20 protein-coding genes are annotated in these 23,579 nt (G+C 66.0%); 15 read left to right on the top strand and 5 right to left on the bottom strand.

The window, feature by feature from the left end; genetic code table 11:
- Positions 1-68 precede the first annotated feature (68 nt).
- A complete protein-coding gene (locus AB4068_RS03200; protein ID WP_441432635.1) occupies positions 69-1,049 on the top strand; it encodes a hypothetical protein in 981 nt (326 codons plus the stop codon).
- A gap of 112 nt (positions 1,050-1,161) precedes the next feature.
- Here the strand turns inward: AB4068_RS03200 and AB4068_RS03195 are convergent, their stop codons facing one another.
- Together AB4068_RS03195 and AB4068_RS03190 are read right to left on the bottom strand one after the other, a co-directional pair.
- Positions 1,162-1,584, bottom strand: coding sequence for a hypothetical protein (locus AB4068_RS03195; protein WP_059387238.1), 423 nt, complete (start codon positions 1,582-1,584; stop codon positions 1,162-1,164).
- Between the two features lie 13 nt (positions 1,585-1,597).
- A complete protein-coding gene (locus AB4068_RS03190; protein ID WP_441432634.1) occupies positions 1,598-2,269 on the bottom strand; it encodes a trimeric intracellular cation channel family protein in 672 nt (223 codons plus the stop codon).
- 63 nt (positions 2,270-2,332) lie between these two features.
- Between AB4068_RS03190 and AB4068_RS03185 the strand changes: the two genes are divergently transcribed.
- The 12 genes from AB4068_RS03185 to AB4068_RS03130 all read left to right on the top strand — a co-directional run bounded on the left by AB4068_RS03185 (position 2,333) and on the right by AB4068_RS03130 (position 16,830).
- Positions 2,333-3,061, top strand: coding sequence for a sirohydrochlorin chelatase (locus tag AB4068_RS03185; RefSeq protein ID WP_441432633.1), 729 nt, complete (start codon positions 2,333-2,335; stop codon positions 3,059-3,061).
- A gap of 133 nt (positions 3,062-3,194) precedes the next feature.
- Positions 3,195-4,940 carry a nitrite/sulfite reductase gene (locus AB4068_RS03180; protein ID WP_284990956.1) on the top strand — a complete coding sequence of 582 codons (1,746 nt, stop codon included), beginning with the start codon at positions 3,195-3,197 and terminating at the stop codon, positions 4,938-4,940.
- Positions 4,937-5,704 (top strand): phosphoadenylyl-sulfate reductase, encoded by a 768-nt coding sequence (locus AB4068_RS03175; RefSeq protein WP_307053607.1) that lies wholly within the window; start codon positions 4,937-4,939, stop codon positions 5,702-5,704. The genes AB4068_RS03180 and AB4068_RS03175 overlap by 4 nt, the downstream gene beginning before the upstream one ends.
- Positions 5,701-6,771 carry a sulfate adenylyltransferase subunit CysD gene (cysD, locus tag AB4068_RS03170; RefSeq protein WP_441432632.1) on the top strand — a complete coding sequence of 357 codons (1,071 nt, stop codon included), beginning with the start codon at positions 5,701-5,703 and terminating at the stop codon, positions 6,769-6,771. The genes AB4068_RS03175 and cysD overlap by 4 nt, the downstream gene beginning before the upstream one ends.
- Positions 6,771-8,183: a sulfate adenylyltransferase subunit 1 gene (locus tag AB4068_RS03165; protein ID WP_284990959.1), complete on the top strand. Its 1,413-nt coding sequence runs from the start codon at positions 6,771-6,773 to the stop codon at positions 8,181-8,183. Before cysD ends, AB4068_RS03165 begins: the two co-directional genes overlap by 1 nt.
- 279 nt (positions 8,184-8,462) lie before the next feature.
- On the top strand, positions 8,463-9,617 hold the full coding sequence (locus AB4068_RS03160; RefSeq protein WP_307053606.1) for an ABC transporter substrate-binding protein: 1,155 nt from the start codon (positions 8,463-8,465) through the stop codon (positions 9,615-9,617).
- Between the two features lie 106 nt (positions 9,618-9,723).
- Positions 9,724-10,461 (top strand): ABC transporter ATP-binding protein, encoded by a 738-nt coding sequence (locus AB4068_RS03155; protein ID WP_307053605.1) that lies wholly within the window; start codon positions 9,724-9,726, stop codon positions 10,459-10,461.
- Complete coding sequence (locus tag AB4068_RS03150) at positions 10,451-11,401, top strand: ABC transporter permease (RefSeq protein ID WP_084784265.1); 951 nt, start codon at positions 10,451-10,453, stop codon at positions 11,399-11,401. Before AB4068_RS03155 ends, AB4068_RS03150 begins: the two co-directional genes overlap by 11 nt.
- A gap of 66 nt (positions 11,402-11,467) precedes the next feature.
- On the top strand, positions 11,468-12,508 hold the full coding sequence (locus tag AB4068_RS03145) for an LLM class flavin-dependent oxidoreductase (RefSeq protein ID WP_441432631.1): 1,041 nt from the start codon (positions 11,468-11,470) through the stop codon (positions 12,506-12,508).
- 79 nt (positions 12,509-12,587) lie between these two features.
- Positions 12,588-13,844, top strand: a complete 1,257-nt coding sequence (gene cobA / locus AB4068_RS03140; RefSeq protein WP_441432630.1) for a uroporphyrinogen-III C-methyltransferase — start codon at positions 12,588-12,590, stop codon at positions 13,842-13,844.
- A 30-nt stretch (positions 13,845-13,874) separates the two neighbouring features.
- Complete coding sequence (locus tag AB4068_RS03135) at positions 13,875-15,341, top strand: FAD-dependent oxidoreductase (RefSeq protein WP_332602756.1); 1,467 nt, start codon at positions 13,875-13,877, stop codon at positions 15,339-15,341.
- Positions 15,342-15,450: 109 nt separating this feature from the next.
- The gene (locus AB4068_RS03130) at positions 15,451-16,830 is read left to right on the top strand and encodes an MBL fold metallo-hydrolase (protein WP_441432629.1); all 1,380 of its coding nucleotides are present in this window, start codon (positions 15,451-15,453) and stop codon (positions 16,828-16,830) included.
- Positions 16,831-17,004: 174 nt separating this feature from the next.
- Here AB4068_RS03130 and AB4068_RS03125 read toward each other — a convergent pair whose 3' ends face one another.
- From AB4068_RS03125 to AB4068_RS03115, 3 genes are all read right to left on the bottom strand, one after another.
- On the bottom strand, positions 17,005-17,685 hold the full coding sequence (locus tag AB4068_RS03125; protein WP_307052450.1) for a FadR/GntR family transcriptional regulator: 681 nt from the start codon (positions 17,683-17,685) through the stop codon (positions 17,005-17,007).
- Entirely contained in the window at positions 17,682-18,947 is a 1,266-nt protein-coding gene (locus tag AB4068_RS03120; RefSeq protein WP_306959038.1) for an MFS transporter, read from the bottom strand. Before AB4068_RS03120 ends, AB4068_RS03125 begins: the two co-directional genes overlap by 4 nt.
- Before the next feature lie 174 nt (positions 18,948-19,121).
- Positions 19,122-20,564, bottom strand: coding sequence for a PucR family transcriptional regulator (locus AB4068_RS03115; protein ID WP_441432628.1), 1,443 nt, complete (start codon positions 20,562-20,564; stop codon positions 19,122-19,124).
- 144 nt (positions 20,565-20,708) lie between these two features.
- Between AB4068_RS03115 and AB4068_RS03110 the strand changes: the two genes are divergently transcribed.
- Together AB4068_RS03110 and gabT are read left to right on the top strand one after the other, a co-directional pair.
- Positions 20,709-22,139 carry a gamma-aminobutyraldehyde dehydrogenase gene (locus AB4068_RS03110; RefSeq protein ID WP_059387244.1) on the top strand — a complete coding sequence of 477 codons (1,431 nt, stop codon included), beginning with the start codon at positions 20,709-20,711 and terminating at the stop codon, positions 22,137-22,139.
- A gap of 69 nt (positions 22,140-22,208) precedes the next feature.
- The gene (gene gabT / locus AB4068_RS03105; protein WP_441432627.1) at positions 22,209-23,573 is read left to right on the top strand and encodes a 4-aminobutyrate--2-oxoglutarate transaminase; all 1,365 of its coding nucleotides are present in this window, start codon (positions 22,209-22,211) and stop codon (positions 23,571-23,573) included.
- Positions 23,574-23,579: the final 6 nt, after the last annotated feature.

Here is a 23,579-nt window from a genome sequence, read left to right as displayed (position 1 = left end):
CAGCAAAGTTGTCCACATAGGGGAACCCGGAGCTACTGTCGCCTGAGCGATGCTGCTGGAGTGGCCACATGGATATAGTGCAATTCCTCCAGAGGCGGGGCGGTGCGGCCCGGACTGCGCAACTGCTTAGAGCGGGCTTTCCCAAGTCGGCGTTGGCCCAAGGGCTCCGCAACGGAACGCTCAACCTGTTGCGCCGTGGGATCTACACGATTGAGGGCGCCGATCCAGGCATCGTTGCTGCGCTAGCGGCGAATGGCGTCTTGACCTGCGTTTCGGCTGTTCGTTTCTACAATTTGTGGCAGCTGCAGGAGCCAGGAGGCGTCCAAGGACTGGGGAGTTCCCGGAAACACGAGGCCATCCATCTCAGCTGCGGTAGCGGCCTAGTCCGGGACGGTGTGGTGGACCACGCCCGATGTAGCCACCCGGGGCATCCGTACCTTCCTGTGGCCGGCCTAGCTGATGTGCTTATCCACGCCCTGAGATGCCGACCCGAACTGGAATCCTTGGTAATTGTCCAGTCCGCAATTAGCCGCGGGTTGATCACCGCAGACTTCCTTAAGACGAAACTGCAAGGCAACCGCAACGGAGCAGCGAGGGCTGCGCTGGATCTTGTGCTGCCCAGGGCTGATTCCTTGCTGGAAGTGCTCGCACACACGCACTTTGTCCGGGCGGGTCTCCGGGTCCGGATGCATGTGGAACTGGCGGGGGTGGGGGAGGTGGACTGCCTGATCAACGAGTGCCTTGTAGTGGAACTCGACGGCCATACGCATCTGGAGCCGCGGCAGGTCAAGAAGGACCGGTACCGGGACAACGCCAGTGTGAAGGGTGGGCTCTTGTCGTTGCACTACTTCTACCAGGACGTGGTCCACCGTCCTGAAGAGATGGTCAACGAGGTCTTGACCGTGTTTCGGCACCGGGAAGTCGGCCGCTTCGCCCCCGCAAGATACGCGCCCGGGTGGGTGCCGCCGTCGTACTCCAGCAGCAGACTCCACCAAAGCGCGGACCGTCCTGACCTTCTTTGGCACGAAAAAAGCCGCGACACACCCTGATCCAGGTGTGTCACGGCTCCTCGAAATTCAAAGAGGGTCAGGAAGGCGCGGCGCCGGCGCCCCCGGCGGCCCCAACGCAGCCCTCGGCAGCCCCCCGGTACCCCCAAAAACCCTAGTCTTCGTCGCTGAAGGCCCAGTCGAACATGTCGAACACGAACTCGGAGAACGTGCCTTCTTCGGATTTCCATTGGCCGCGGGCGTTGTTGCGGCGCCACACGATGGGATCCGGGACGCCGAGGTCGCCTACGCGGAAGCCCCAAGTGAACTGCTCTTCCTCGTCCTCCAAGAACATGAGGAAACCTTCGTCGTCCACTTCGAGTTCTTCGGGGTCCCAGAAGTAGTGGTAGGCCTCCATGAGGTCCTCGCAACCACCGAGGGCGAGGTAGAACTCGCGCAGCACCATGGGAATGGTGAACGAGTGGGCGGACAGGGCCTCGTCCAGCTCAGCGGCGGACAGCCCGTCTTCTTCCTGCCATTCGTCCTCGAGATACTTCGGTACAAGCGCGCGGAACTTCTCGAGGAACATGTCAGTCATGCTCCCATCCTAGCTAATCGCGGCCACGTGAATCGGCGCCCGGGGACACCCCGGCGCGGTGCCATCCCCGGACCGCGAGGGGCACCCGCCAACCACGCCGCCAAGCCAGCACCCGGAAGGCGAAAACCCAGCCGGCAACCAAGGCCGCCGTCAGTCCGGTGAAGGCGCCGATGTTCCAGAGCAGTGCGGTCAGGGCGGCCCCCGTGAGGGCCGGCAGGGCGTAGAGATCCCGTGCGTTGAAGAGGTTGGGAATTTCGTTGGCTGTGATGTCGCGGAGCAAGCCGCCACCCACAGCCGTGGTGACTCCCAACAAGATTGCAGCCACCGGATTCATCCCAGCGGCCAGTGCCTTGAGCGTCCCCGTGATGCAGAACAAGGCCAGCCCGCCGGCGTCGAACAGTGTCAAGAGGGACGTGAAGCGCTGGATGCTCGAAAACAGGAAGTACACCAGCCCCGCGGCCAACAAGGGTGGCAGCAGGTACACCGGGTTGGTGAACGCCGCGGGCGGGCCGGCATTGATGACGATGTCTCGGATGACGCCGCCGCCCAGGCCGACCAGCGAAGCCAAGAGGAGCGAGCCGATGATGTCGAACTGCTTCTTGGCCGCGAGCAAGGATCCGGACACGGCGAAAAAGAAGACGCCGGCCAGATCCAGCCATACCAGCGCAAGGTCAAAAGTGAACAAATGCAGCTCCATTCTTCGTTCACAGACGGGCGATCATGCTCGCCCAACGTTACGCTTGCACGCATGAACAGCCCCGTCTTGATCGCGTGCGCCCACGGAACCCGGAACGTCGAAGGGCAGGCCGCTATCCGCCAGGTCATGGCCGAGATTGAGGCCTTGCGCCCCGGCCTGACCGTCGTCGAGGCCTACGTAGACGTCCAGGAGCCCGAGTTGGGCGGCGTGGTGGCCGGGCTCCCGGAAGGCACGCCCGCCGTCGTCGTTCCTTTGCTGCTCAGCACCGGCTACCACGTCAAGGTGGACATCCCCAAGGCGATCAAGTCTCGCCCCGAGGTGACCGCCGCGCCGCCGCTGGGGCCGGATCCGCGCCTCGCGGAACTGCTCGCGGCACGGTTGCGGGACGCCGGCCTCGGCGAGGGCGACGGCGTCCTGCTCGCCGCCGCGGGCTCGTCGCTGCCGGACGGTTCCGTCGATTCGGAAGAGCAGGCGCGCCAGCTCGCCGAGTTGCTGCCGAACAAGGTGCGCGTCGCCTATGGCGCGAGTGCCGAGCCGAACGTGCCCGACGGCGTCGCGGCCCTGCGCGCCGAACTCACCGGCGCGGAAGTCACCGGCGCGGAAGTCACCGACGACGGCGGCCGGGTGGTCGTGTCCTCGTATCTGCTGGCCACGGGCTACTTCCACGACCAGCTGTCCAAGGCCGGCGCCGACGTCGTGACGGCGCCACTGCTGCCCTCTCCGGTGCTCGCGGAGATCGCCTTGGAACGCTACGACGCGGCGGTTGCCGCTCGCTCCTGAGCGGGCATGTCGAATGCACAGCGCGGCCAGCTGAACAAGGCCCGACGGCGGTTCGTGACGAAATGTTTCCCTAGGTGACTTTCCGTTTCCCGGACCTTTGTTACGCCTCTCTGGCCAGCCCTACAGTCGATGCATGACTGATACAGCTCTAGCCGGAGCGTCTGCGGACGAGGCTGCACCCAAGCGCCCGGCCCGCACCGCCCGTCCTGCCGCTAAACCCCATGGCCAGTGGAAGGTTGACGGCACCGCGCCGCTCAACGCCAACGAAACCTGGAAGCAGGAAGACAACGGGCTCAACGTCCGCGAGCGTATCGAGTCTGTCTACTCCAAGCACGGCTTCGACTCGATCGACGGCACGGACCTCCACGGCCGTTTCCGCTGGTGGGGCCTCTACACCCAGCGCAAGCCCGGGATCGACGGCGGCAAGACCGCCACGCTCGAGCCGCACGAGCTCGAGGACAAGTACTTCATGCTCCGCGTGAGGATCGACGGCGGCGCACTCACCACCGAGCAACTGCGCGTCATCGGCCAGATCTCCGTGGACTTCGCCCGCGGCAGCGCCGACCTGACGGACCGCCAGAACATCCAGCTGCACTGGATCCGGGTGGAGGACGTTCCGGAAATCTGGCGCCGCCTCGAATCCGTCGGCCTGTCCACCACCGAGGCTTGCGGCGACGTGCCGCGTGTCATCCTGGGCTCCCCGGTTGCCGGCATCGCCAAGGACGAGATCATCGATCCTACGCCGCTGATCCACGAACTCGCGGAGCGCTTCATCGGCGACCCCGAGCTCGCCAACCTGCCGCGCAAATACAAGACCGCCATTACCGGCCACCCCTCGCAGGACGTGGTCCACGAGATCAACGACTTCGGCCTGGTCGGCATGGTCCACCCCGAACTCGGCGTCGGCTATGACCTCTGGGTAGGCGGCGCGCTGTCCACCAACCCGATGCTCGCCAAGCGCCTCGGCGCGTTCGTGAAGCCTGAGCAAGCCGCCGAAGTGTGGCTCGGCGTCACCAGCATCTTCCGCGACTACGGTTACCGCCGCATGCGCACCAAGGCACGCCTGAAGTTCCTCATGGCCGACTGGGGTCCCGAAAAGTTCCGCCAGATCCTTGAGGACGAATACCTCGGCTTCAAGCTTTCCGACGGCCCCGCGGCGCCCAAGCCCTCGACCCCGGGCGACCACGTCGGCATCCACGAGCAGAAGGACGGCAAGTTCTTCATCGGAGCCACACCCTTGGCCGGTCGTCTCTCGGGCAGCCAGCTCGTGAAGCTCGCGGACACCCTCGAAGCCCGCGGCTCCTTCCGACTGCGCACCACGCCGCACCAGAAGATCGTTGTGCTGGACGTCGCCAAGGAGCAGGTGGAACCGCTCGTCGCCGAACTGGACACCCTCGGCCTCTCCGCCCGCCCGTCCGTGTTCCGCCGCGGCACCATCGCCTGCACCGGCATCGAATTCTGCAAGCTCGCCATCGTGGAAACCAAGGTCACGGCAGCCACCGCGGTCGCCGAACTGGAACGCCGCCTGGCCGACCTCGCGGACAGCGGTCAGCTGCCGCAGGCCCTGTCCCTGCACATCAACGGCTGCCCCAATTCCTGCGCCCGCATCCAGACCGCGGACATCGGGCTCAAGGGCATGATGCTGCCAACGCCCGACGGCGACCCCACCCCGGGCTTCCAGGTTCACCTGGGCGGCGGGCTGGCTTCCTCCAACCGCGAAGAAGCAGGCCTCGGACGCACCGTGCGCGGTCTTAAGGTTTACGTCGAGGACCTGCCCGATTACGTAGAGCGGGTAGTCCGGAAGTTCGTGGCCGACCGCGCCGAAGGCCAGACCTTCGCCGAATGGGCGCACTCCGCAGATGAAGGAGATCTCCAGTGACCAATCCCCAGCCACTCCCCAACCTCGCAAGCTCGGCCGGGGACCCCGGTGGCCGTGGGCCCTGCCAGCGCTCCCACGACGAACTCAAGGCCCTCGCCGAATCCGGTGCCGCCGAGCTCGGCTGGAACGCGCCCGCCCGCGACGTCATCGCCTGGGTTGCCCGCAACTTCGAACTGCCCGCCGTCGCCGTGGCCTGCTCCATGGCCGACGCCGTGCTGCCGGCCCTGGTCGCGGACCAGTTTCCCGGCGTCGACGTCCTGTTCCTGGAGACCGGTTACCACTTCCCGGAAACCCACGCCACGCGGGACGAAGTCGCCGCTAACCTGCGCGTGAACATCGTGGACGTGCTCCCCGAGAACACCGTGGAGCAGCAGGACCGCCTCCTCGGCAAGGACCTGTTTGCCCGTGACGCCGCCCAGTGCTGCGCGCTCCGCAAGGTCCAGCCGCTGCGCCGGACCCTCGCCGGCTACGAAGTCTGGTTCACCGGAGTCCGCCGCGACGAGGCACCCACCCGGACCAACACCCCGCTGATCACCTGGGACGAGGCCAACGGATTGGTCAAGGTCAACCCGATGGCCGACTGGAGCTTTGACCAGTTGGTCCAGTACTCCGAAGACAACATCCTTCCCGTCAACCCCCTCTTGAGCCAGGGCTACCCGTCCATCGGATGCCAGCCCTGCACCCGCAAAGTGGCCCCGGGAGCGGACCCCCGCTCCGGCCGCTGGGCAGGAACCGACAAGACAGAATGCGGACTACACGTATGAGTACCCAAATCACCAACGAGGACCTGGAGCTGTCTGTGCTGGAAACCGACGCTGCTGAGACGCCGACTGCCGCCCAGGGAGTGGCATCGGGCCTGTCGGAGCCGCGCGCTGGGCTGATCGAAGATCAGCCGCGCGGCGAAGGGGCGGGGGCGGCAGTCGGCGTCGAACCCCGAGCACGCCTGTCCAGCCTGGACACCCTCGAGTCCGAGGCCATCCATATCATCCGCGAGGTTGTTGCCGAGTTCGAGAAGCCTGCGCTGCTGTTCTCCGGTGGCAAGGATTCCGTGGTCATGCTGCACCTGGCCACCAAGGCGTTCTGGCCTGGCAAGGTTCCGTTCCCCGTGCTGCACGTGGACACCGGCCATAACTTCCCCGAGGTCATCGACTTCCGCGACCGCACGGTGGAGCGTCTGGGCCTCAAGCTCGTGGTGGGTTCCGTCCAGGAGTTCATCGACCGTGGCGAGCTCGCCGAGCGTGCCGATGGTACCCGCAACCCGTTGCAGACCGTGCCGCTCCTGGACGCCATCCAGCGCAACAAGTTCGACGCCGTTTTCGGCGGCGGACGTCGCGACGAGGACAAGGCCCGTGCCAAGGAGCGCATCCTGAGCCTGCGCGACGAGTTCGGCCAGTGGGATCCCCGCAACCAGCGCCCCGAACTGTGGAACCTGTACAACGGCCGCCACACCGTGGGCCAGCACGTCCGGGCGTTCCCCATCAGCAACTGGACCGAGCTGGACGTGTGGCGCTACATCGAGCGCGAAGGCATTGAGCTGCCCGGCCTTTATTACGCCCACGAGCGCGAGGTCTACGAACGCGACGGTATGTGGCGCGCAGTCGGCGAGGTTTCCATGCCGCTTCCGCACGAGGAAGTCGTCACCAAGCTCGTCCGCTACCGCACTGTGGGCGACATGTCCTGCACCGGCGCGGTCGTTTCCGACGCCCGCACGGTTGCCGACGTCGTCGTTGAAGTTGCCGCATCCACACTCACCGAACGTGGCGCCACCCGTGCAGATGACCGCATCTCCGAGGCAGCCATGGAAGACCGCAAGAAGGACGGCTACTTCTAATGAGCACCGAAACCGCACTCCTGGAGACCGGCCTGCGCGAATCAACGCTGTTCCGTTTCGCCACCGCTGGATCCGTCGACGACGGCAAGTCCACCCTGGTGGGCCGCCTGCTGCACGATTCCAAGGCGATCCTCGCGGACCAGCTCGACGCCGTCGCCCGCACCTCTGCCGACCGTGGCTTCGGCGGAGCCGGCGCCACCGGCAGCCAGGCCATCGACCTTGCCCTCCTGACCGACGGCCTTCGCGCCGAACGGGAACAGGGCATCACCATCGATGTCGCCTACCGCTACTTCGCCACGGACCGCCGCAGCTTCATCCTCGCGGACTGCCCCGGCCACGTTCAGTACACCAAGAACACGGTGACGGGCGCATCCACTGCGGATGCCGTCGTCGTACTCATTGACGCCCGCAAGGGAGTCCTGGAGCAGACCCGCCGCCACTTGTCGGTGCTGCAGTTGCTGCGCGTGGCGCACGTAATCGTCGCCGTGAACAAGATCGACCTCGTGGACTTCAGCGAGTCGGTCTTCCGCGAGATCGAGACGGACGTGCAGAAGGTTGCCCGCGAGCTTGGCTTGGGCAGCGATGGGATTGCCGACGTCGCGGTCATCCCGGTATCGGCGCTCGACGGCGACAACGTCGTGGACCGCTCGGACCGCACCCCCTGGTACAGCGGCCCGGCCCTGCTCGAAGTCCTGGAAACCCTTCCGGCCGCCGATGAGCTCGAAAGCCACTTGGAGAGCTTCCGCTTCCCGGTCCAGCTGGTCATCCGCCCGCAGGGCGCGCTGGCTCCCGACGCCGTCGCCGCAGGGCTCGACGTCGAGGCGTACCGCGACTACCGCGCCTACGCCGGCCAGATCACGGAGGGGACCGTGAAGCTTGGCGACAAGGTCACTGTCCTGAGCCCGGGCCACGAGCCCAGGATCACCACCGTGACCGGGATCGACTTCGCCGGCAGCGAATTGGCCGAGGCTACTGCTCCGCAATCCGTGGCGATCCGCCTGGCCGATGAAATCGACATCGCCCGCGGTGACACCATTGCCGCAGCAGGGACGGTGCGCGAGAGCTCGGCCGACCTGTACGCCGCGCTGTGCTGGCTTTCGCCGAAGCCGTTGCGCGAAGGTGCCAAGGTGCTCGTGAAGCACGGGACCCGCACCGTCCAGGCGTTGGTCCGCAATGTGACGGGCAAGCTGGACCTGGCCACGTTCAACGTCGAGGCTGCCTCCAGCCTTGAGCTGAACGACATCGGCAACGCCCAGCTTCGCCTGGCCGCGCCGTTGCCGTTGGAGAACTACCTGCACCACCGCCGCACGGGCGCGTTTCTGGTGATCGATCCCGTGGACGGCAACACGCTCGCGGCCGGCTTGGTGAAGGACCACCCGGGCGACCATGAGGACGAACGTTACGTCATCTGACGTTCTCGATGACCGGAACCGCAGCTTGTTTCCCAAACCCGGCCTTCAAGGCTTGGGGTGGGAAACAAGCTGCGGTTTTTTGCATTGGGGCGAGCCGAATTGTGACGCCGCATGAACGTGCGTGACCCCGGGTTTCCGGGTCGTTGAACGGCAAATATGACAGTCCCTATGGTGAATCCATGACCTCATCGGATTGGTCCTTGCCCGCCCGTTCGGGGCGATGTCGCAGGGCCTGATACACGCTCTGCCCCTTCCGCAACGCATCCCAAGGATTTCCCCATGTCAAACACCCCAGAACCCACGCCGCCCGGCTCGAACCCGGGAACCACGCGCATCGTCGCCGGCGAAACCAGCAAACCCAAGCGCCGCCGCACGCTCGAGATCGGCATCGCCGTCGGGCTCGTCCTGCTGATCGGTGCCGGCGCCGCCGTCGCATCGGTTGTCGCGAAGAACAACGAAACCCAGGCCGCGGCTGCAACGACGCCCGCCGCGGAACTCAAGCTGGGCTACTTCGGCAACGTCACCCACGCCCCCGCACTCGTCGGCGTGAGCAAGGGCATCATCGCCGGCAAGCTGGGCAGCACCAAGCTCACCACCCAGATCTTCAACGCAGGGCCCGCCGCGGTTGAGGCCCTGAACGCCGGCGCGATCGACGCCGCCTACCTTGGCCCGAACCCGGCCATCAACTCCTTCGTCCAGAGCAAGGGCGCGTCCATCAGCATCATCGCGGGCGCAGCCTCCGGCGGCGCGCAGCTGGTAGTCAAGCCAGGCATCAACGCTGCCGCGGACCTCAAGGGCAAGACCCTGGCCTCCCCGCAGCTCGGCGGCACCCAGGACGTGGCACTGCGCGCCTGGCTGGGCAAGCAGGGCCTGAAGACCAACCCGAACGGCGGCGGCGACGTCGCCATCAACCCGACGGACAACGCCCAGACCCTCAAGCTCTTCCAAGACGGAAAGCTCGACGGCGCGTGGTTGCCTGAGCCGTGGGCCTCGCGTCTGGTGCTCCAGGCCGGCGGCAAGGTCCTGGTGGATGAGAAGGACCTCTGGGATAAGGGCCAGTTCCCCACCACGATCCTGATCGTCAGCAAGAAGTTCGCCGCCGAACACCCGCAGACCGTGACCGCATTGCTCCAGGGCCACGAAGCCTCCGTCAACTGGCTCAACAGCGCTTCGGCGGCCGACAAGGCCACCGCGATCAACGCCGCGCTGAAGGCGACCGCGGGCAGCACGCTGCCGGCCGACGTCATCGACCGCTCCCTGAAGAACATCACCTTCACCGTGGACCCGCTCGCCGGGACCTACAAGAAACTCCTCCAGGACGGCGTCGACGCCGGCATCACCAAGCCGGCCGACATCAACGGCATCTTCGACCTCCGCGCCCTCAACAGCGTGACCGGGCAGAAGACCTCGGCCGCAGGACTGGGCCAAGACTGAACCGACCGGCCCAACTGACTCGCATTAGTTGTCGTTTTGACGGCTCATAACGACAACAACTGCGAGCTAGTTGGGAAACAACAAGCAACGAACGAAGGACGGGACCATGCCAGTCGTACTGGAACACCTGGGTAAACGCTTCGGCGACGGCGCCCCGGTGCTGGACGACGTCAACGCCACCATCCAGCAAGGCGAGTTCGTCGCCCTGCTCGGTGCGTCCGGCTGCGGCAAATCCACCCTGCTGAACATCCTCGCGGGGCTGGACCAGCCGACGTCGGGCGCTTTGGAGGTGCCCAGCGACGGCGCCGCCTTCATGTTCCAGGATTCGGCGCTGTTCCCGTGGCTCACTGCTCGCGGCAACATCGAACTCGCGCTGAAGCTCGCCGACAAGTCCGGCAGCCAGAGCAAGGCGTCGCGTGCTGCCCGCGCAGGCGAGCTGTTGGACCTCGTCCATTTGGGTGGCGCGGGGGACAAACGCCCGCACGAACTCTCCGGCGGCATGCGGCAACGCGTCGCACTCGCCCGCGCCTTGGCCCAGGACCGGCAGTTGTTGCTCATGGACGAACCGTTCGCTGCCCTCGACGCCATCACGCGCGACCTTCTGCACGATGAGCTTGAGCGGATCTGGAAGGAAACGGGCCGCACCATCGTGTTCGTGACGCACAACGTGCGCGAAGCCGTCAGGCTCGGCCAGCGGGTCCTGCTGCTGTCCTCCCGTCCGGGGCGGGTCGTGGCCGAGTGGAACGTCACTGAGGAACACCGGACCGACGCCGGCCGTGCCGGGGAACTGACTGGAACCATTACCCGCCGCCTGCGCGAGGAGATCCGCCGCCATGCCAATTGAACAAGAGACCCGGCTTGCCGAAGGAGACACCGCCGAGCAAGCTCCACAGTCCCGCCACATCACCTCGCCGTCCCTGAAAGGAAACCCGGACGAACTCCGTGACCTCGAGGCCGGACTGGACAAGCTGCAGTCGGATGCCCACCGCAAGGCGCGCATCGACTGGACCCGGATCATCCTCCCGATTGCGGCACTTCTGGTCCTCATCCTGGCGTGGCAGTTCTATGTCTCCCTCGGTTTCAAGCGCCGCGACCAGGTTCCCGGACCGCTCGACGTCCTGAGCCAGTTCGGTTCCCTCTGGGCCGAAGGCAAAGCCCAGGAAGCCGTCTGGACCTCCCTTCAGCGCGGCGTGATCGGCTTCCTCATCAGCGTCGCCGTCGCCACCCCGGTGGGCCTGCTCCTCGCACAGGTGCAGCCGCTGCGCCGCGCCTTTGGGCCCCTCATTTCAGGGCTCCAGGTCCTCCCGTCGGTGGCGTGGGTTCCAGCGGCAATCATTTGGTTCGGGCTCTCGGACGGCACCGTGTACTTCGTCGTCCTGATGGGTGCCATCCCGTCCATCATCAACGGGCTGATTTCCGGCGTGGACCAGATCCCGCCGCAATACCGGAGCGTCGGCAAGGTCCTCGGGGCCTCGCGACTACAGATGGCCCTGCAGATCGTCCTGCCGGCGGCCCTTCCGGGCTACCTCGGCGGCCTCAAGCAGGGCTGGGCTTTCTCCTGGCGTTCACTCATGGCCGCCGAAATCATCGCGGTGGGCGGCACCATCGGCTTCGGACTCGGTTCGCTCCTGGACCAGGGCCGCACCTTGTCCGATATGGCCACGGTCATGTCCGCGATCCTGGCGATCCTGTTTGTGGGCATCCTGATCGAGCTTGTCGTGTTCGCGCCGATTGAGCGCCGCCTCCTGCTGCGCCGCGGCCTGCTCGCGGGCAGCACGCGCTAACTCACGGGGAGCACGCGCTAACACGCGCTAAGGAATTCCCCGGCTTGTCCCGTGGTTGACGCGGGCATGAAACGAATCGGTTTTCTTTCCTTCGGCCATTGGGGTCCAGTCCAAGGCTCGCGCACTCCATCGGCCGGCGACGCCTTGCTCCAAGGAATCGACCTAGCGGTTGCGGCGGAGGAACTCGGCATCAACGGCGCCTTCTTCCGGGTGCACCACTTCGCGCGCCAGCAGGCCTCGCCGTTCCCCTTGTTGGCGGCCATCGCGGCCCGAACCAGCCGGATCGAGATGGGCACGGGCGTGATCGACATGCGCTACGAAAACCCGCTGTACATGGCAGAAGAAGCCGCGGCCACGGACCTCATCAGCCAAGGCAGGCTCCAATTGGGCATCAGCCGTGGTTCGCCCGAGCCGGCCCTGCACGGCGCCCGGTACTTTGGCTATGCGCCTGCCGAGGGTGAGGACGACTCCGCGATGGCCCGCCGCCACACCGCCGTATTCCGGCACGCGATCGCGGGCCACGGAGTGGCCGAAGCCGATCCCTCCTTCATGGGCGGCGGACGCGGGCTCCTGCCGATCCAGCCGACGTCGTCCGGGCTGCCGCGACGCATCTGGTGGGGCGCCGGCACCCGCAAAACCGCCGTGTGGGCCGCGGAACAAGGCATGAACCTCATGAGTTCCACGTTGCTCACCGAGGACACCGGGGTTCCCTTCGACCAGCTCCAGGCCGAACAGATCAGCATGTTCCGGGAGGCCTGGGCCGCAGCCGGACACGGTTTTGAGCCGCGGGTCTCGGTCAGCCGCAGCATCATTCCCGTGGTCGACGCCGAGGACGAACACTATTTCGGGCTCCGCGCCCAGGTGGAAAACCGGGACCAAGTGGGCATGCTCGACGGTGCGTTGTCGCGGTTCGGCAAGAGCTACGTCGGCGCGCCCGATGCCTTGGCCGAGGATCTGGCGCAGGACGCCGCAGTCCAGGCTGCTGACACGGTGCTCGTCACGGTACCCAACCAGCTCGGGGTGGAATACAACGCCAAGCTGCTGGGCAACATCGCCAAATACGTCGCTCCCGCGATCGGCTGGGAGGCACCCACCCCGCAGGCGTAATGTGACGCCGGGTTACCTAGCGTGAACTGGTGTTTCCGGACCTTTGAAGCATGTTACGGCCCGGCCCTACAGTTTTTTCATGGCAATACAGGACATCTACCCCACAGCCCTGCGGCTGCTTGGCCGCCCGGTGCTGGTGGTGGGCGGCGGACCCGTGGCTGCCCGACGCGCCAAGGGACTGCTCGACGCCGGCGCCCGGGTGACCGTGGTGGCTCCCGTTGCCTCTGACGCGCTCCGCGAACTCGCAGCCTCCGGCCTGCTCACCTGGGAGCCGCGCACTTACCTTTCCTCCGACGTCGACGGCGTCTGGTTCGTCCAGACGGCCACCGGCGTTCCCGCTGTGGACGCCCAGGTAGCAGCCGACGCCGAGGCGCAGCGCATCTGGTGCGTCAACGCCTCGGACCACGAATCCTCGGCAGCCTGGACGCCCGCCGTCGCCGTCGTCGACGACGTGAAGATCGCCATCAACGCCGGGGGAGACCCTCGCCGCGCCATGGCCCTGCGCGACGCAGTTGCCACCGCGCTGGAAACGGGAGACCTCCCGCTCCGCCGTCGTCGTGCGTCCACCGGAAGCGTCGCGCTCGTGGGTGGCGGTCCCGGTGACTCGGGACTTATCACTGTCCGCGGTCGTCGCCTCCTGGGCCAGGCCGACGTCGTCGTCGCGGACCGCCTCGGACCGCGCGACTTGCTGCAGGAACTTGCTCCGGACGTCCGCGTGATCGAGGTCGGCAAGACCCCCGGCCACCACCCCGTGCCGCAACTGGAGATCAACCGGATCCTGGTGAAGGAAGCCCTGGCCGGCCACTGTGTGGTGCGGCTCAAAGGCGGCGACCCCTACGTCCTGGGCCGCGGCGGCGAGGAAGCCGAATTCTGCCGGCAGAACGGCGTCGAGGTAGAAGTGGTTCCCGGTGTGACCTCGGCGATCTCAGTGCCGGCCGCAGCGGGCATTCCCGTGACGCACCGTGGACTCGCAAAGGGTTTCAGCGTGGTGACCGGCCACGAGGAACTGTCCGAGGTCCCGGCCCGCCCCGACCACACCGTGATCCTGCTCATGGGTGTAGCCAAACTCCGCGAATCCGCCGCTGCCCTCGCGGACTCCGGAATGCCCTTGGACACGCCGGTAGGTATCGTAGAGAACGGCTACATGCCCGAACAGCGCGTCACGATCGGCACTTTGGCGACGATTGCCGATCAAGCCGAGGCCGCCGGCGTCGCAAATCCCGCAGTGATTGTGATCGGCGATGTGGTGCGTGTCAGCCCGTTTGCCCCCGAACATTTCAAGACCGCTGACTACAGCACCCTGACCCCCAACAAGCCCCGCGTCGTTACCCCTTAGCCCCGTTGCACACTGAAAAGGAACACAGCCGTGTCATCTAGCACCACCGTAGGAACCGCCGCACGTCCGCTGCGCGTCGCCGTCGTCGGCTCCGGCCCGGCCGGCGTCTACGCAGCTGACATCCTGACCAAGAGCGAGGCCGTCAAGAGCGGCGAGCTGACGGTCAGCATCGACCTCTTCGACCGCTACCCGGCCCCCTACGGCCTGATCCGCTATGGCGTTGCCCCGGACCACCCCCGCATCAAGGGCATCGTGAACGCCCTGCACAAGGTCCTGGACCGCGGCGACATCCGCTTCTTCGGCAACGTCGACTACGGCACTGACATCTCCATCGAAGACCTGCGCACGCACTACGACGCCGTCATCTTCGCCACCGGCGCCATCAAGGACGCGGACCTGAACATCCCGGGCATCGAGCTGGAAGGTTCCTTCGGCGGCGCCGACTTCGTCTCCTGGTATGACGGCCACCCCGACGTTTCCCGCGAATGGCCGCTTGAGGCCACATCCGTGGCCGTGCTCGGCAACGGCAACGTCGCACTGGACGTGGCCCGTGTCCTCTCCAAGCACGCCGACGACCTCCTGGTCACCGAAATTCCGGACAACGTCTATGCCGGCCTCAAGGCTTCCCCGGTCACCGATGTCCACGTCTTCGGCCGTCGCGGTCCGGCACAGGTGAAGTTCACCCCGCTGGAGCTCCGCGAATTGTCCCACTCCAAGGACGTGGACATCATCCTCTACGCCGAGGACTTCGAGTTCGACGACGAGTCTGACCGCCAGATCCAGACGAACAACCAGACCAAGACCATGGTAGGCACCCTCACCAACTGGATCGCCGAGCAGCCCGAGGACCTTTCCGAGCTCAAGGCCTCCCGCCGGCTGCACCTGCACTTCCTGCACAGCCCGGTGGAGATCGTGGACTCCGCGGAGACTCCCGGCAAGGTAGCCGCGATCAAGTTCGAGCGCACCGAACTGGACGGAACCGGCAACGCGCGCGGTACCGGCGAGATCGTCGACTACCCGGTCCAGGCCGTATACCGCGCCATCGGCTACTTCGGTTCCGCGCTGCCGGACGTCGAGTTCGACCACCGCCGCGGGGTCGTTGCGAACGACGGCGGCCGTGTCCTGGACGCTTCCGGCGAGCACGTTCCGGGCTTGTACGCAACGGGATGGATCAAGCGTGGACCCATCGGGCTCATTGGCCACACCAAGGGTGACGCACTGGAGACGGTCACGTACCTCTTGGAAGACCGCGAAAACCTGCCGCTGGCCGCCGTTCCCGAGGCGGACGCCGTCGTCGAGCTCCTGGACGCGCGCGGCGTAAAGTTCACCAGCTGGGAAGGTTGGCTGGCCCTCGACGCCCACGAGCTCGCGTTGGGTGCCGCCGCTTCCGAGGCCGGCACGTCGCACGGCGTCGAGGTCAAGCGCGAACGCATCAAGGTTGTGCCGCGTGAGGACATGGTGGACATTTCCCGCGACGGCGTGGCTGCACAGGTCTAGTTCTACAACTGGGGCCCAAGCAACGCGGGGTCACTTAGCGCCCATCCGGGGCATCGGAATGGGCGTTAAGTGACCCCGCGTTGTTCTTTATCGGGGTTAGACTCTCCGCATGGACGTCGTCGTCGTCGAAACGACCCCACTGGGGGACCGCAGCTACCTCGTTCATGACGGCACTGTGGCGCTCGTGATCGACCCCCAGCGCGATACCGACCGCGTCGAAACAGCAGCTCGTGCTGCGGGAGTGGCCATCACGCATGTCGCTGAGACCCACCTCCACAACGACTACCTCACGGGTGGCCTCATCCTTGCCCGTGATCACGACGCCCGCTACTTGGTGAATGCCGCGGACAAGGTGGCTTTCCAACATGAACCGATTGTTCCGGGGCAGGCGTTCGCTGTAGGTAGGCTTTCCGTCAAACCGGTGGCCACGCCAGGCCATACGCACACGCATCTGGCCTATATTGTTTCGGACCCCGATCCAGGGGCGGGCGTCCGGCAAGCGGTGTTCTCCGGTGGCAGCCTGCTGTACGGTTCGGTGGGCCGGACCGATTTGATTGGCCCGGATGACACCGCCGGGCTGGCGCATGACCAATACGCCTCGGTCCGGCGGCTCGTGGCTGAGGCAGCAACCGACGCGATCCTGTATCCCACCCATGGCTTCGGTTCGTTCTGCTCCATCGGTCCCGCGAGCAGGATCGCCGCATCGACAATCGGAGAGCAGGCCGCCACCAACCATGCGCTCACCGACCCGGACGAAGACCATTTTGTCCGGCACCTCCTGGCGAATATCACGGCCTACCCGAGCTACTACGCGCACATGAGCCCGCTCAACGCCTTAGGCCCGGGGCCCGCGTTGCTGGAAGTCCCGGAATCGGTGGAGTCCGCGGAACTGGAGCGCAGGCTCGAGGCAGGGGAATGGGTGGTGGACCTGCGCAACCGGGTCGCATTCGCCGCGAGCCACCTGCGCGGCAGTGTGGCCTTTGAATACGGGACAGGCTCGAGCTTCACGAGCTACCTCGGTTGGGTCCTGCCGTGGAACCAGCCGCTGACCCTGCTAGGTGCCCATGACGACGTCGAAAAGGCAATCCGCGACCTCGCGAGGATCGGAATCGACTCCCCGGATGCAGCTGTCGGCGACGATCCTGGGGCTCTTGCACCAGCCACTGCTTTGGTGCAATATCCGATCACCGACTGGGCGGGGCTGGAGCGGGACCGGGCTTCCGGTGAAACAGTTCTGGACGTGCGCCGAACCGAGGAATTTTCCGCCTCCCATGTGCTCGGGGCCGTGAATGTTCCGCTGCACGAGCTTTTGCTTCGGCTGGACGAACTGCCGGACTCAAGGATCTGGGTGCATTGCACTTCCGGCTACCGGGCCAGCGTCGCCGCAAGCCTGCTGCATCGTGCCGGCCGCAGCGTAGTGCTCATCGACGCACTCTTCCGCGAGGCGGCTCATGCCGGCGTCGAGCTGGTGAGCGCCGCTCCGGCCTAGATGCCCGGGCCACTGCGGACGCTCGCTCAGCTATGACGGCTTTTCGTGAAACCCCCGCTCACCTTTGGGGTGTTTCCTAGAGACGCCCGCTCACATGATGTGAGCGGGCGTCCGTCAAAACCGCGATAGATGTGAGCGAGCGTCGGGGAAAAACCAGCCATGTGTGAGCGAGGGTCAGTGCGTGAGCCATTCCGCGGCGAAGTCCAGGTTGCGGTAAACGCTCGCGACGGCGGCGGCCTCGTCGCGTGCCTCGATGGCGTCGGCGAGCTCGTCATGGCCCTCGTGGGGGATGCCGTTGAAGCCGGCCTTGCGCTGTTGGCGCAGGAGGTCGTCGTGGAAGACCCCGCCGAAAGACACATACAACTGGTGCAGCAGCGGGTTGCCCGAAGCCAGGGCCACCCGTTCGTGGAAATCCCAGTCCGCCCGGGCCCACGCGGGGTAGTCGGCCGCGAGCCATGCGTCGTGGCGTACTTGGAGGAGGGCGCGCATTGCGGCGATGTCCTCGGCCGTGGCGTGCTTCGTGGCCAGTCGGGCGGCCTGGGTGTCCAGCCCCACCCGGACCTCGACCACGTGCTCCTGCGTGTGTTCCTTGTACATTCGTTGGGCCGCGCCGGAGATCTCGCTGGTGGCCCGGACATAGGTTCCGTCGCCGCGGCGAACCTCCAACATGCCGCTGTGCGCCAAAGCTTTGATGGCTTCGCGGAGCGTCCCGCGCGAGACTCCGAGCGAGGCCATGAGTTCCGGCTCGGCCGGAATCTTCTCCTGCAGGGGCCACTCCCCGGACTGGATCATGCCGCGCAGCTGGCGGGTGACCTCATCGGCCAGGACGGGCCGGTGCGAAGGTGTGAGGCTCATGCGACAGGCCTTGGCCCGGCCTTGATCGGCGTCCGCTTGCTGGTCAACTGGTGGCAGGTGACCATGAGGGCCAGGGCAACCGCGGCAAGGAGCGCCAAGGGGAGCGTCCAAGCACCGGTGGCGCTATGGAGCAGGCCCATGCCGAACGGACCCAAAGCCGCAATCAAGTACCCCACGGACTGGGCGACGGTGGACATGGCGGTGGTCTCCGCCGTCGTACGCCCGCTGCGGCTGATGATCACCAGGACCAGGGGGAAGATGCCCAGCCCGAAACCGAACATCACGGCGGGAACCGCGGCGAACGACGTCGGGAGCAACAGCATTGCGGGGATTGCCAGGAGGGTGGTCCCGCTACCCAGGTACAGGGCGGGGCGCATCATGCCGGGCCGCGAGCCGATGGCCAGCAGGATCATGCCCGCTGCCACCGAAACCAGCTGCATGAGCCCGAACTGGAGGCCGCTCTCGGAAGCGCTCAGTCCTTGGCTCGTCAGGATGTAGGCAAACCAGCTCATCACGGCATACGCCAGGAGGGCCTGCAACGTGAAGATGGAAGTGATGAGGAATCCCAGCCGGGTGCGCAGGAGGGGCCACATCGACACGTGCTCCTGGCTGGCCTTCCGTGAAGTGCGATGGGTGTGGAGGACCATCGGGAGGAAGCCAAGAAGTGCGGCGACGCCAAGGAGTCCCCATGCGGCCAGGCCCATCGAGGGCGAGCCCAGCTGTTGGGCCAAGGGGACGCTGACCGCTGCCGCGAAGGTGGCACCTGCGGACATCGTGAAGGTGTAGAGGCCGGTCATCATGGACGTCTTGCTTGCATAGTGCTCGCGGATGTACGACGGCATGGCCACGTTGCACACCGCCAGGCCGGACATCGCCAGCACGGTCCCGGCGAGGAGGGCGCCGGTCGCGGGGATGCTGCGGACGAGGAGTCCGGCGGCCAGCATGGCCAGCGCAACGAGGATGGACTTCTCGACGCCGATCCGGCGCGACAGCCACGAGGTTCCCAGCCCTGCCACGGCGAAGCACAGCAAGGGGATCGACGGAAGAATCGACGCGACGAGCGCCCCGTAGCCGAGGAACGCCTGCAAATCGTGGAACAGCGCCGCCGCGCTGGTGATGCCGGCGCGCAGGTTCAGGCCGATCAGGATGACGGCGACGATCCCGACGACGGCGACCACCCGGGATTTCGGCGCCACCGTACCGCCGCTGGTGGGCACAGTTGTTGCTTCCGTTGCGTGGGGAGTCGGGTGAGTCGAGGTCATGCTTAAAGGTTAGACGTTTGACGTTTGATCTGGGAAGTTTTGTGGTGAATCTCTCCACGCTGCGCAGGAGCCCAACTGACTCGCACTTAATGGCGTTTTCAGCCCCGAAAACGACAACAAATGCGAGCTAGTTGGGCCGACGGCGGCGGGGCTGGCCGACGGCGGCAGGGGACCTTAGCGCGGGTTGCGGGCACCCAGCCGCTGCACCGCGAGGGCAAGCCACAGCTGCACGCGGTCCGGCGTCTGGGCGGGGTCGTAGCCGGTGAGGTCGGTGATTTGCGCCAAGCGGTAGCGCACCGTATTGCGGTGCAAAGTCAGGGCTTCGGCGACGGCGGCCACCGAGCCGTTGTGGTTGAGGTAGCTCTCAAGGGTCGAGACGAGCTCGGAGCCGTGCGTGGCGTCGAACTTGCGAAGGGGAGTGAGCGCTTCGCTGGCCATGTCCGCCAACGGCACGTCCTCGCTCGCCAGCAACAGAGAGGTCAGGCTGAGCCGCTCAGGTTCGTTGACCGGTAAACCGTGCGCCACGGCGTCGCGCGCTTCGAAATAGCTCCAGCGCACGCCGTTCGGCTTGGTGTACGCGCCGCCGATCCCGATCACTGCGTGGATTCCCGCTTCCAACAGGTGATCGCTGAGGTCCTTGGCGAGCGCGCTCGCGGAACTGCCGTCGTCGGGCACTACCGTCACCAGGTCCTTCCCGACGACGGCGGTCACCCCGCCGTCGAGCGACTGCGGCAGCGATGTGCTGCTGAGCTGTTTGTGGTGGGCGGCGGAGACCACCAGGAGCACCACGTTCTTGCGGGTGCTGTTGATTCCGACGCCGGCCAGGCGGCGGGCGCCCTCGACGGTGTCCAGGGTTCCGTGGATGACATCGTCCAGCACCTGGCCCGCCAAGGCCCGCTGGCTCTGGCGCTGCTTGACCATGTTGTTGAGTTCCACGCTGATCAGGTTCTGCGCATAACTGACAATCCCGGTGTCGCCGAAGGGTTGCTTGATCCAGAGGGTGCAGGCGTCGCGGCGGCCTGTCGGGATGGGGAAGGATGCCCAGTCGTCGGCCGTCGGCGCGTGGTTGCCGGCCACGCTGTTGTAGAGCTGCGCGCTGAACTGGGTGAGTGCGATGTCGGACCGGAGCATGCTGCCCAATTGCTTGAGCAATTCCCCGAGCCCGCCACCGGTCAGCAGGGCCCGGGCCAGGATCTGGTGGCCGGCGATAAGGCGCTCCAGCTTGGAGTAGTGGTCGGCGGATTGGGAATCGGCCACGAGTTTGCCGATGGCAATGAACGGGGTCTCGTACGGGACTTCCACGAGGGGCAGCCCCCAGCGGTTCGCTTCCGCAACGAGGGCGGGGGGCACGGCTTCGTGGGTCAGCCCGGTGCCGAAACCGATGCCGACTGCTCCCGCGCGCTGGACCTGGCGCACAAAGCGGCGTTGTTCAGCGGCCCCGTTGAGCCGGAGCCCGGTCGTCAGGATCAACTCGCCGCCGTTGAGGAAGCGCTGGGGATCCTCCTGCTCGGTCACGGCCACCCAGCGGATATCTTCGTTCCAGGTGGTTTCCGCGAGGCCGGCTTTGCGGAGCCGAAGGGAGGGGACGGCGACGAGCGCGGCGATTGACATTGCCATGCCAAAAAGGATATCCCCGCACTGGTCATTCGCACTAAGTCGGGGGAGTCGGGGTGTGCACCTGACTATTCCGCGCCGGGGGGTGCTGGCATAGGCTCGGAGCAGCTGCAACCAATGCCTAGACACCGAAAGAGGTTGTACACCGTGGTCCAAACCTTGCAGAACTTCATCAACGGCGAGTTCGTCACGCCGGCAGGCACCGAACTGCTCGACATCGTGAACCCCACCAACGGGGAGATTGTCGCCCACGCGCCTATCTCCACCGCGGCCGACGTCGATGCTGCCATGAACGCGGCGAAGGAAGCTTTCAAGTCCTGGAAGCATGTTACGCCTGGCCAGCGCCAGCTCATGCTGCTCAAGCTCGCTGATGCCATCGAAGCCAACAGCGACGAGCTCGTCGAGGCGCAGCACCGCAACACCGGCCAGGTCCGCGCCCTCATCGCGTCCGAGGAAGTTGCCGCGGGCGCAGACCAGCTCCGCTTCTTCGCGGGCGCCGCGCGCATCATGGAAGGCAAGTCCGCCGGCGAGTACTTCGAGGGCCACACCTCGTACGTCCGCCGCGAACCGATCGGCGTCGTGGCCCAGGTTGCACCGTGGAACTACCCGTTCCTCATGGGCATCTGGAAGATCGGCCCCGCCCTCGCAGCAGGCAACACCGTTGTCCTCAAGCCCTCCGACACCACTCCGGAATCCACCTTGGTCCTGGCACGTCTTGCGGGGGAGATCTTCCCGGCCGGCGTCCTCAACGTGGTCCTCGGCAACGGGGCCACGGGCTCCATGATGGTTGAGCACAAGGTCCCGGGCCTCGTCTCGATCACCGGTTCCGTCCGCGCCGGCATTGCCGTAGCCAGTGGAGCGGCCAAGGGCCTCAAGCGTGCCCACTTGGAGCTCGGCGGCAAGGCCCCGGCCATCGTCTTCAAGGATGCCGATATCAAGAAGAGCGCAGCCGCCATCGCCGAATTCGCCTTCTTCAACGCCGGCCAGGACTGCACGGCCATCACCCGTGTGCTGATCGAGGACTCCATCCACGACGACATGGTTGCCGCCATGGTGGAGCACACCAAGACGCTGCACACCGGTTCGCAGAACGACGACGAGAACTACTTCGGCCCGCTCAACAACGTGAACCACTTCAACGCCGTGAACTCGGTGGTGGAGCACCTTCCGGCCAACTGCAAGATCGAAACCGGCGGCCACCGTGCGGGTGACAAGGGCTTCTTCTTCGAGCCGACCATCATCACCGGCGCCAAGCAGACTGACGACGTCGTCCAGAAGGAAACCTTCGGCCCCGTCATCACCGTCCAGAAGTTCACCACGGAGGCCGAGGCACTCGAGCTGGCCAACGACGTCGAATACGCCCTGGCATCCAGCGTCTGGACCACGGACCACGGCACCGCCATGCGGATGAGCCGCGACCTGGACTTCGGCGCGGTCTGGATCAACACGCACATCCTGCTGACCGCTGAGATGCCGCACGGCGGCTTCAAGCAGTCCGGCTATGGCAAGGACCTGTCCATGTACGGCGTCGAGGACTACACGCGCATCAAGCACGTGATGAGTGCGCTGGACGCATGACTCAGATGCCTGACTCAGGCGCAACGCCCGACGCCCAAACACGGCAAGCATAAGAAAGAAAGAACCATCATGACCGCAACAGCACATGAAATCACCTACCGCCTGAACCAGAAGCGCAGCATCAACGGCGCCTTCCCCGGCCCCAAGTCCCAGGCCCTGAACGAACGCCGCGCGGCCGTCGTCGCCGCCGGCGTGTCCTCGGGCGTGCCGGTTTACGTTGAGGACGCCGACGGCGGCATCATCCGCGACGTCGACGGCAACTCCTTCATCGACCTCGGCTCCGGCATCGCGGTGACGAGCGTCGGCGCCTCGGACCCCGCCGTCGTCGCCGCCGTCCAGGACGCTGCTGCGCACTTCACCCACACGTGCTTCATGGTTACCCCGTACGAGGGCTATGTCGCCGTCGCCGAGCAGCTGAACCGCCTTACCCCGGGCGACCACGAGAAGCGCACCGTGCTCTTCAACTCCGGCGCCGAGGCAGTGGAGAACGCCGTCAAGGTGGCACGCCTGGCAACCGGCCGTGACGCCGTCGTCGCCTTCGACCACGCCTACCACGGCCGCACCAACCTCACCATGGCACTCACCGCCAAGGCCATGCCGTACAAGACCAACTTCGGACCGTTCGCGCCCGAGGTCTACCGCGTGCCGATGAGCTACCCGTTCCGCGAGGAAAACCCGGAGATCACCGGTGCGGAGGCCGCCAAGCGCGCCATCACCATGATCGAGAAGCAGATCGGCGGCGACCAGGTTGCCGCGATCATCATCGAGCCGATCCAGGGCGAGGGCGGCTTCATCGTTCCCGCTGAAGGCTTCCTGCCAGCACTGTCCGCCTGGGCCAAGGAAAAGGGCATCGTCTTCATTGCCGACGAGGTCCAGTCCGGTTTCTGCCGCACGGGTGAATGGTTCGCCGTCAACCATGAGGGTGTTGTCCCGGACATCATCACCATGGCCAAGGGCATCGCCGGCGGTCTCCCGCTGTCCGCGATCACCGGCCGCGCGGACCTGCTCGACGCCGTCCACCCGGGCGGCCTCGGCGGCACCTACGGCGGCAACCCGGTTGCTTGTGCTGCAGCCCTTGCTGCCATCGGCACCATGGAGCAGCACGATCTCAACGCCCGCGCCCGCCACATCGAGGAAGTCGCACTCGGCCGCTTGCGCGAACTCGCGGCTGATCCTTCTGCAGGTGGGGTCATCGGCGACGTCCGTGGACGCGGTGCCATGCTGGCGATCGAATTGGTCCAGGCCGGCTCCAAGGAGCCGAACGCTGAACTGACCAAGGCCGTTGCCGCGGCGTGCCTCCAGGAAGGCGTCATCATCCTGACCTGCGGTACCTACGGCAACGTGATCCGTCTGCTGCCGCCGCTGGTCATCAGCGACGAACTGCTCCTGGACGGCCTTGAGGTCCTGGCAGCGGCCATCAAGGCCAACGCTTAGCCGCAA

It is taken from the genome of Arthrobacter sp. 2RAF22, from assembly GCF_052115325.1.
Taxonomy (GTDB): Bacteria; Actinomycetota; Actinomycetes; order Actinomycetales; family Micrococcaceae; genus Arthrobacter.
Note: the sequence above shows the minus strand (reverse complement) of the source record. Positions and strands in the feature narration are given on the sequence as shown.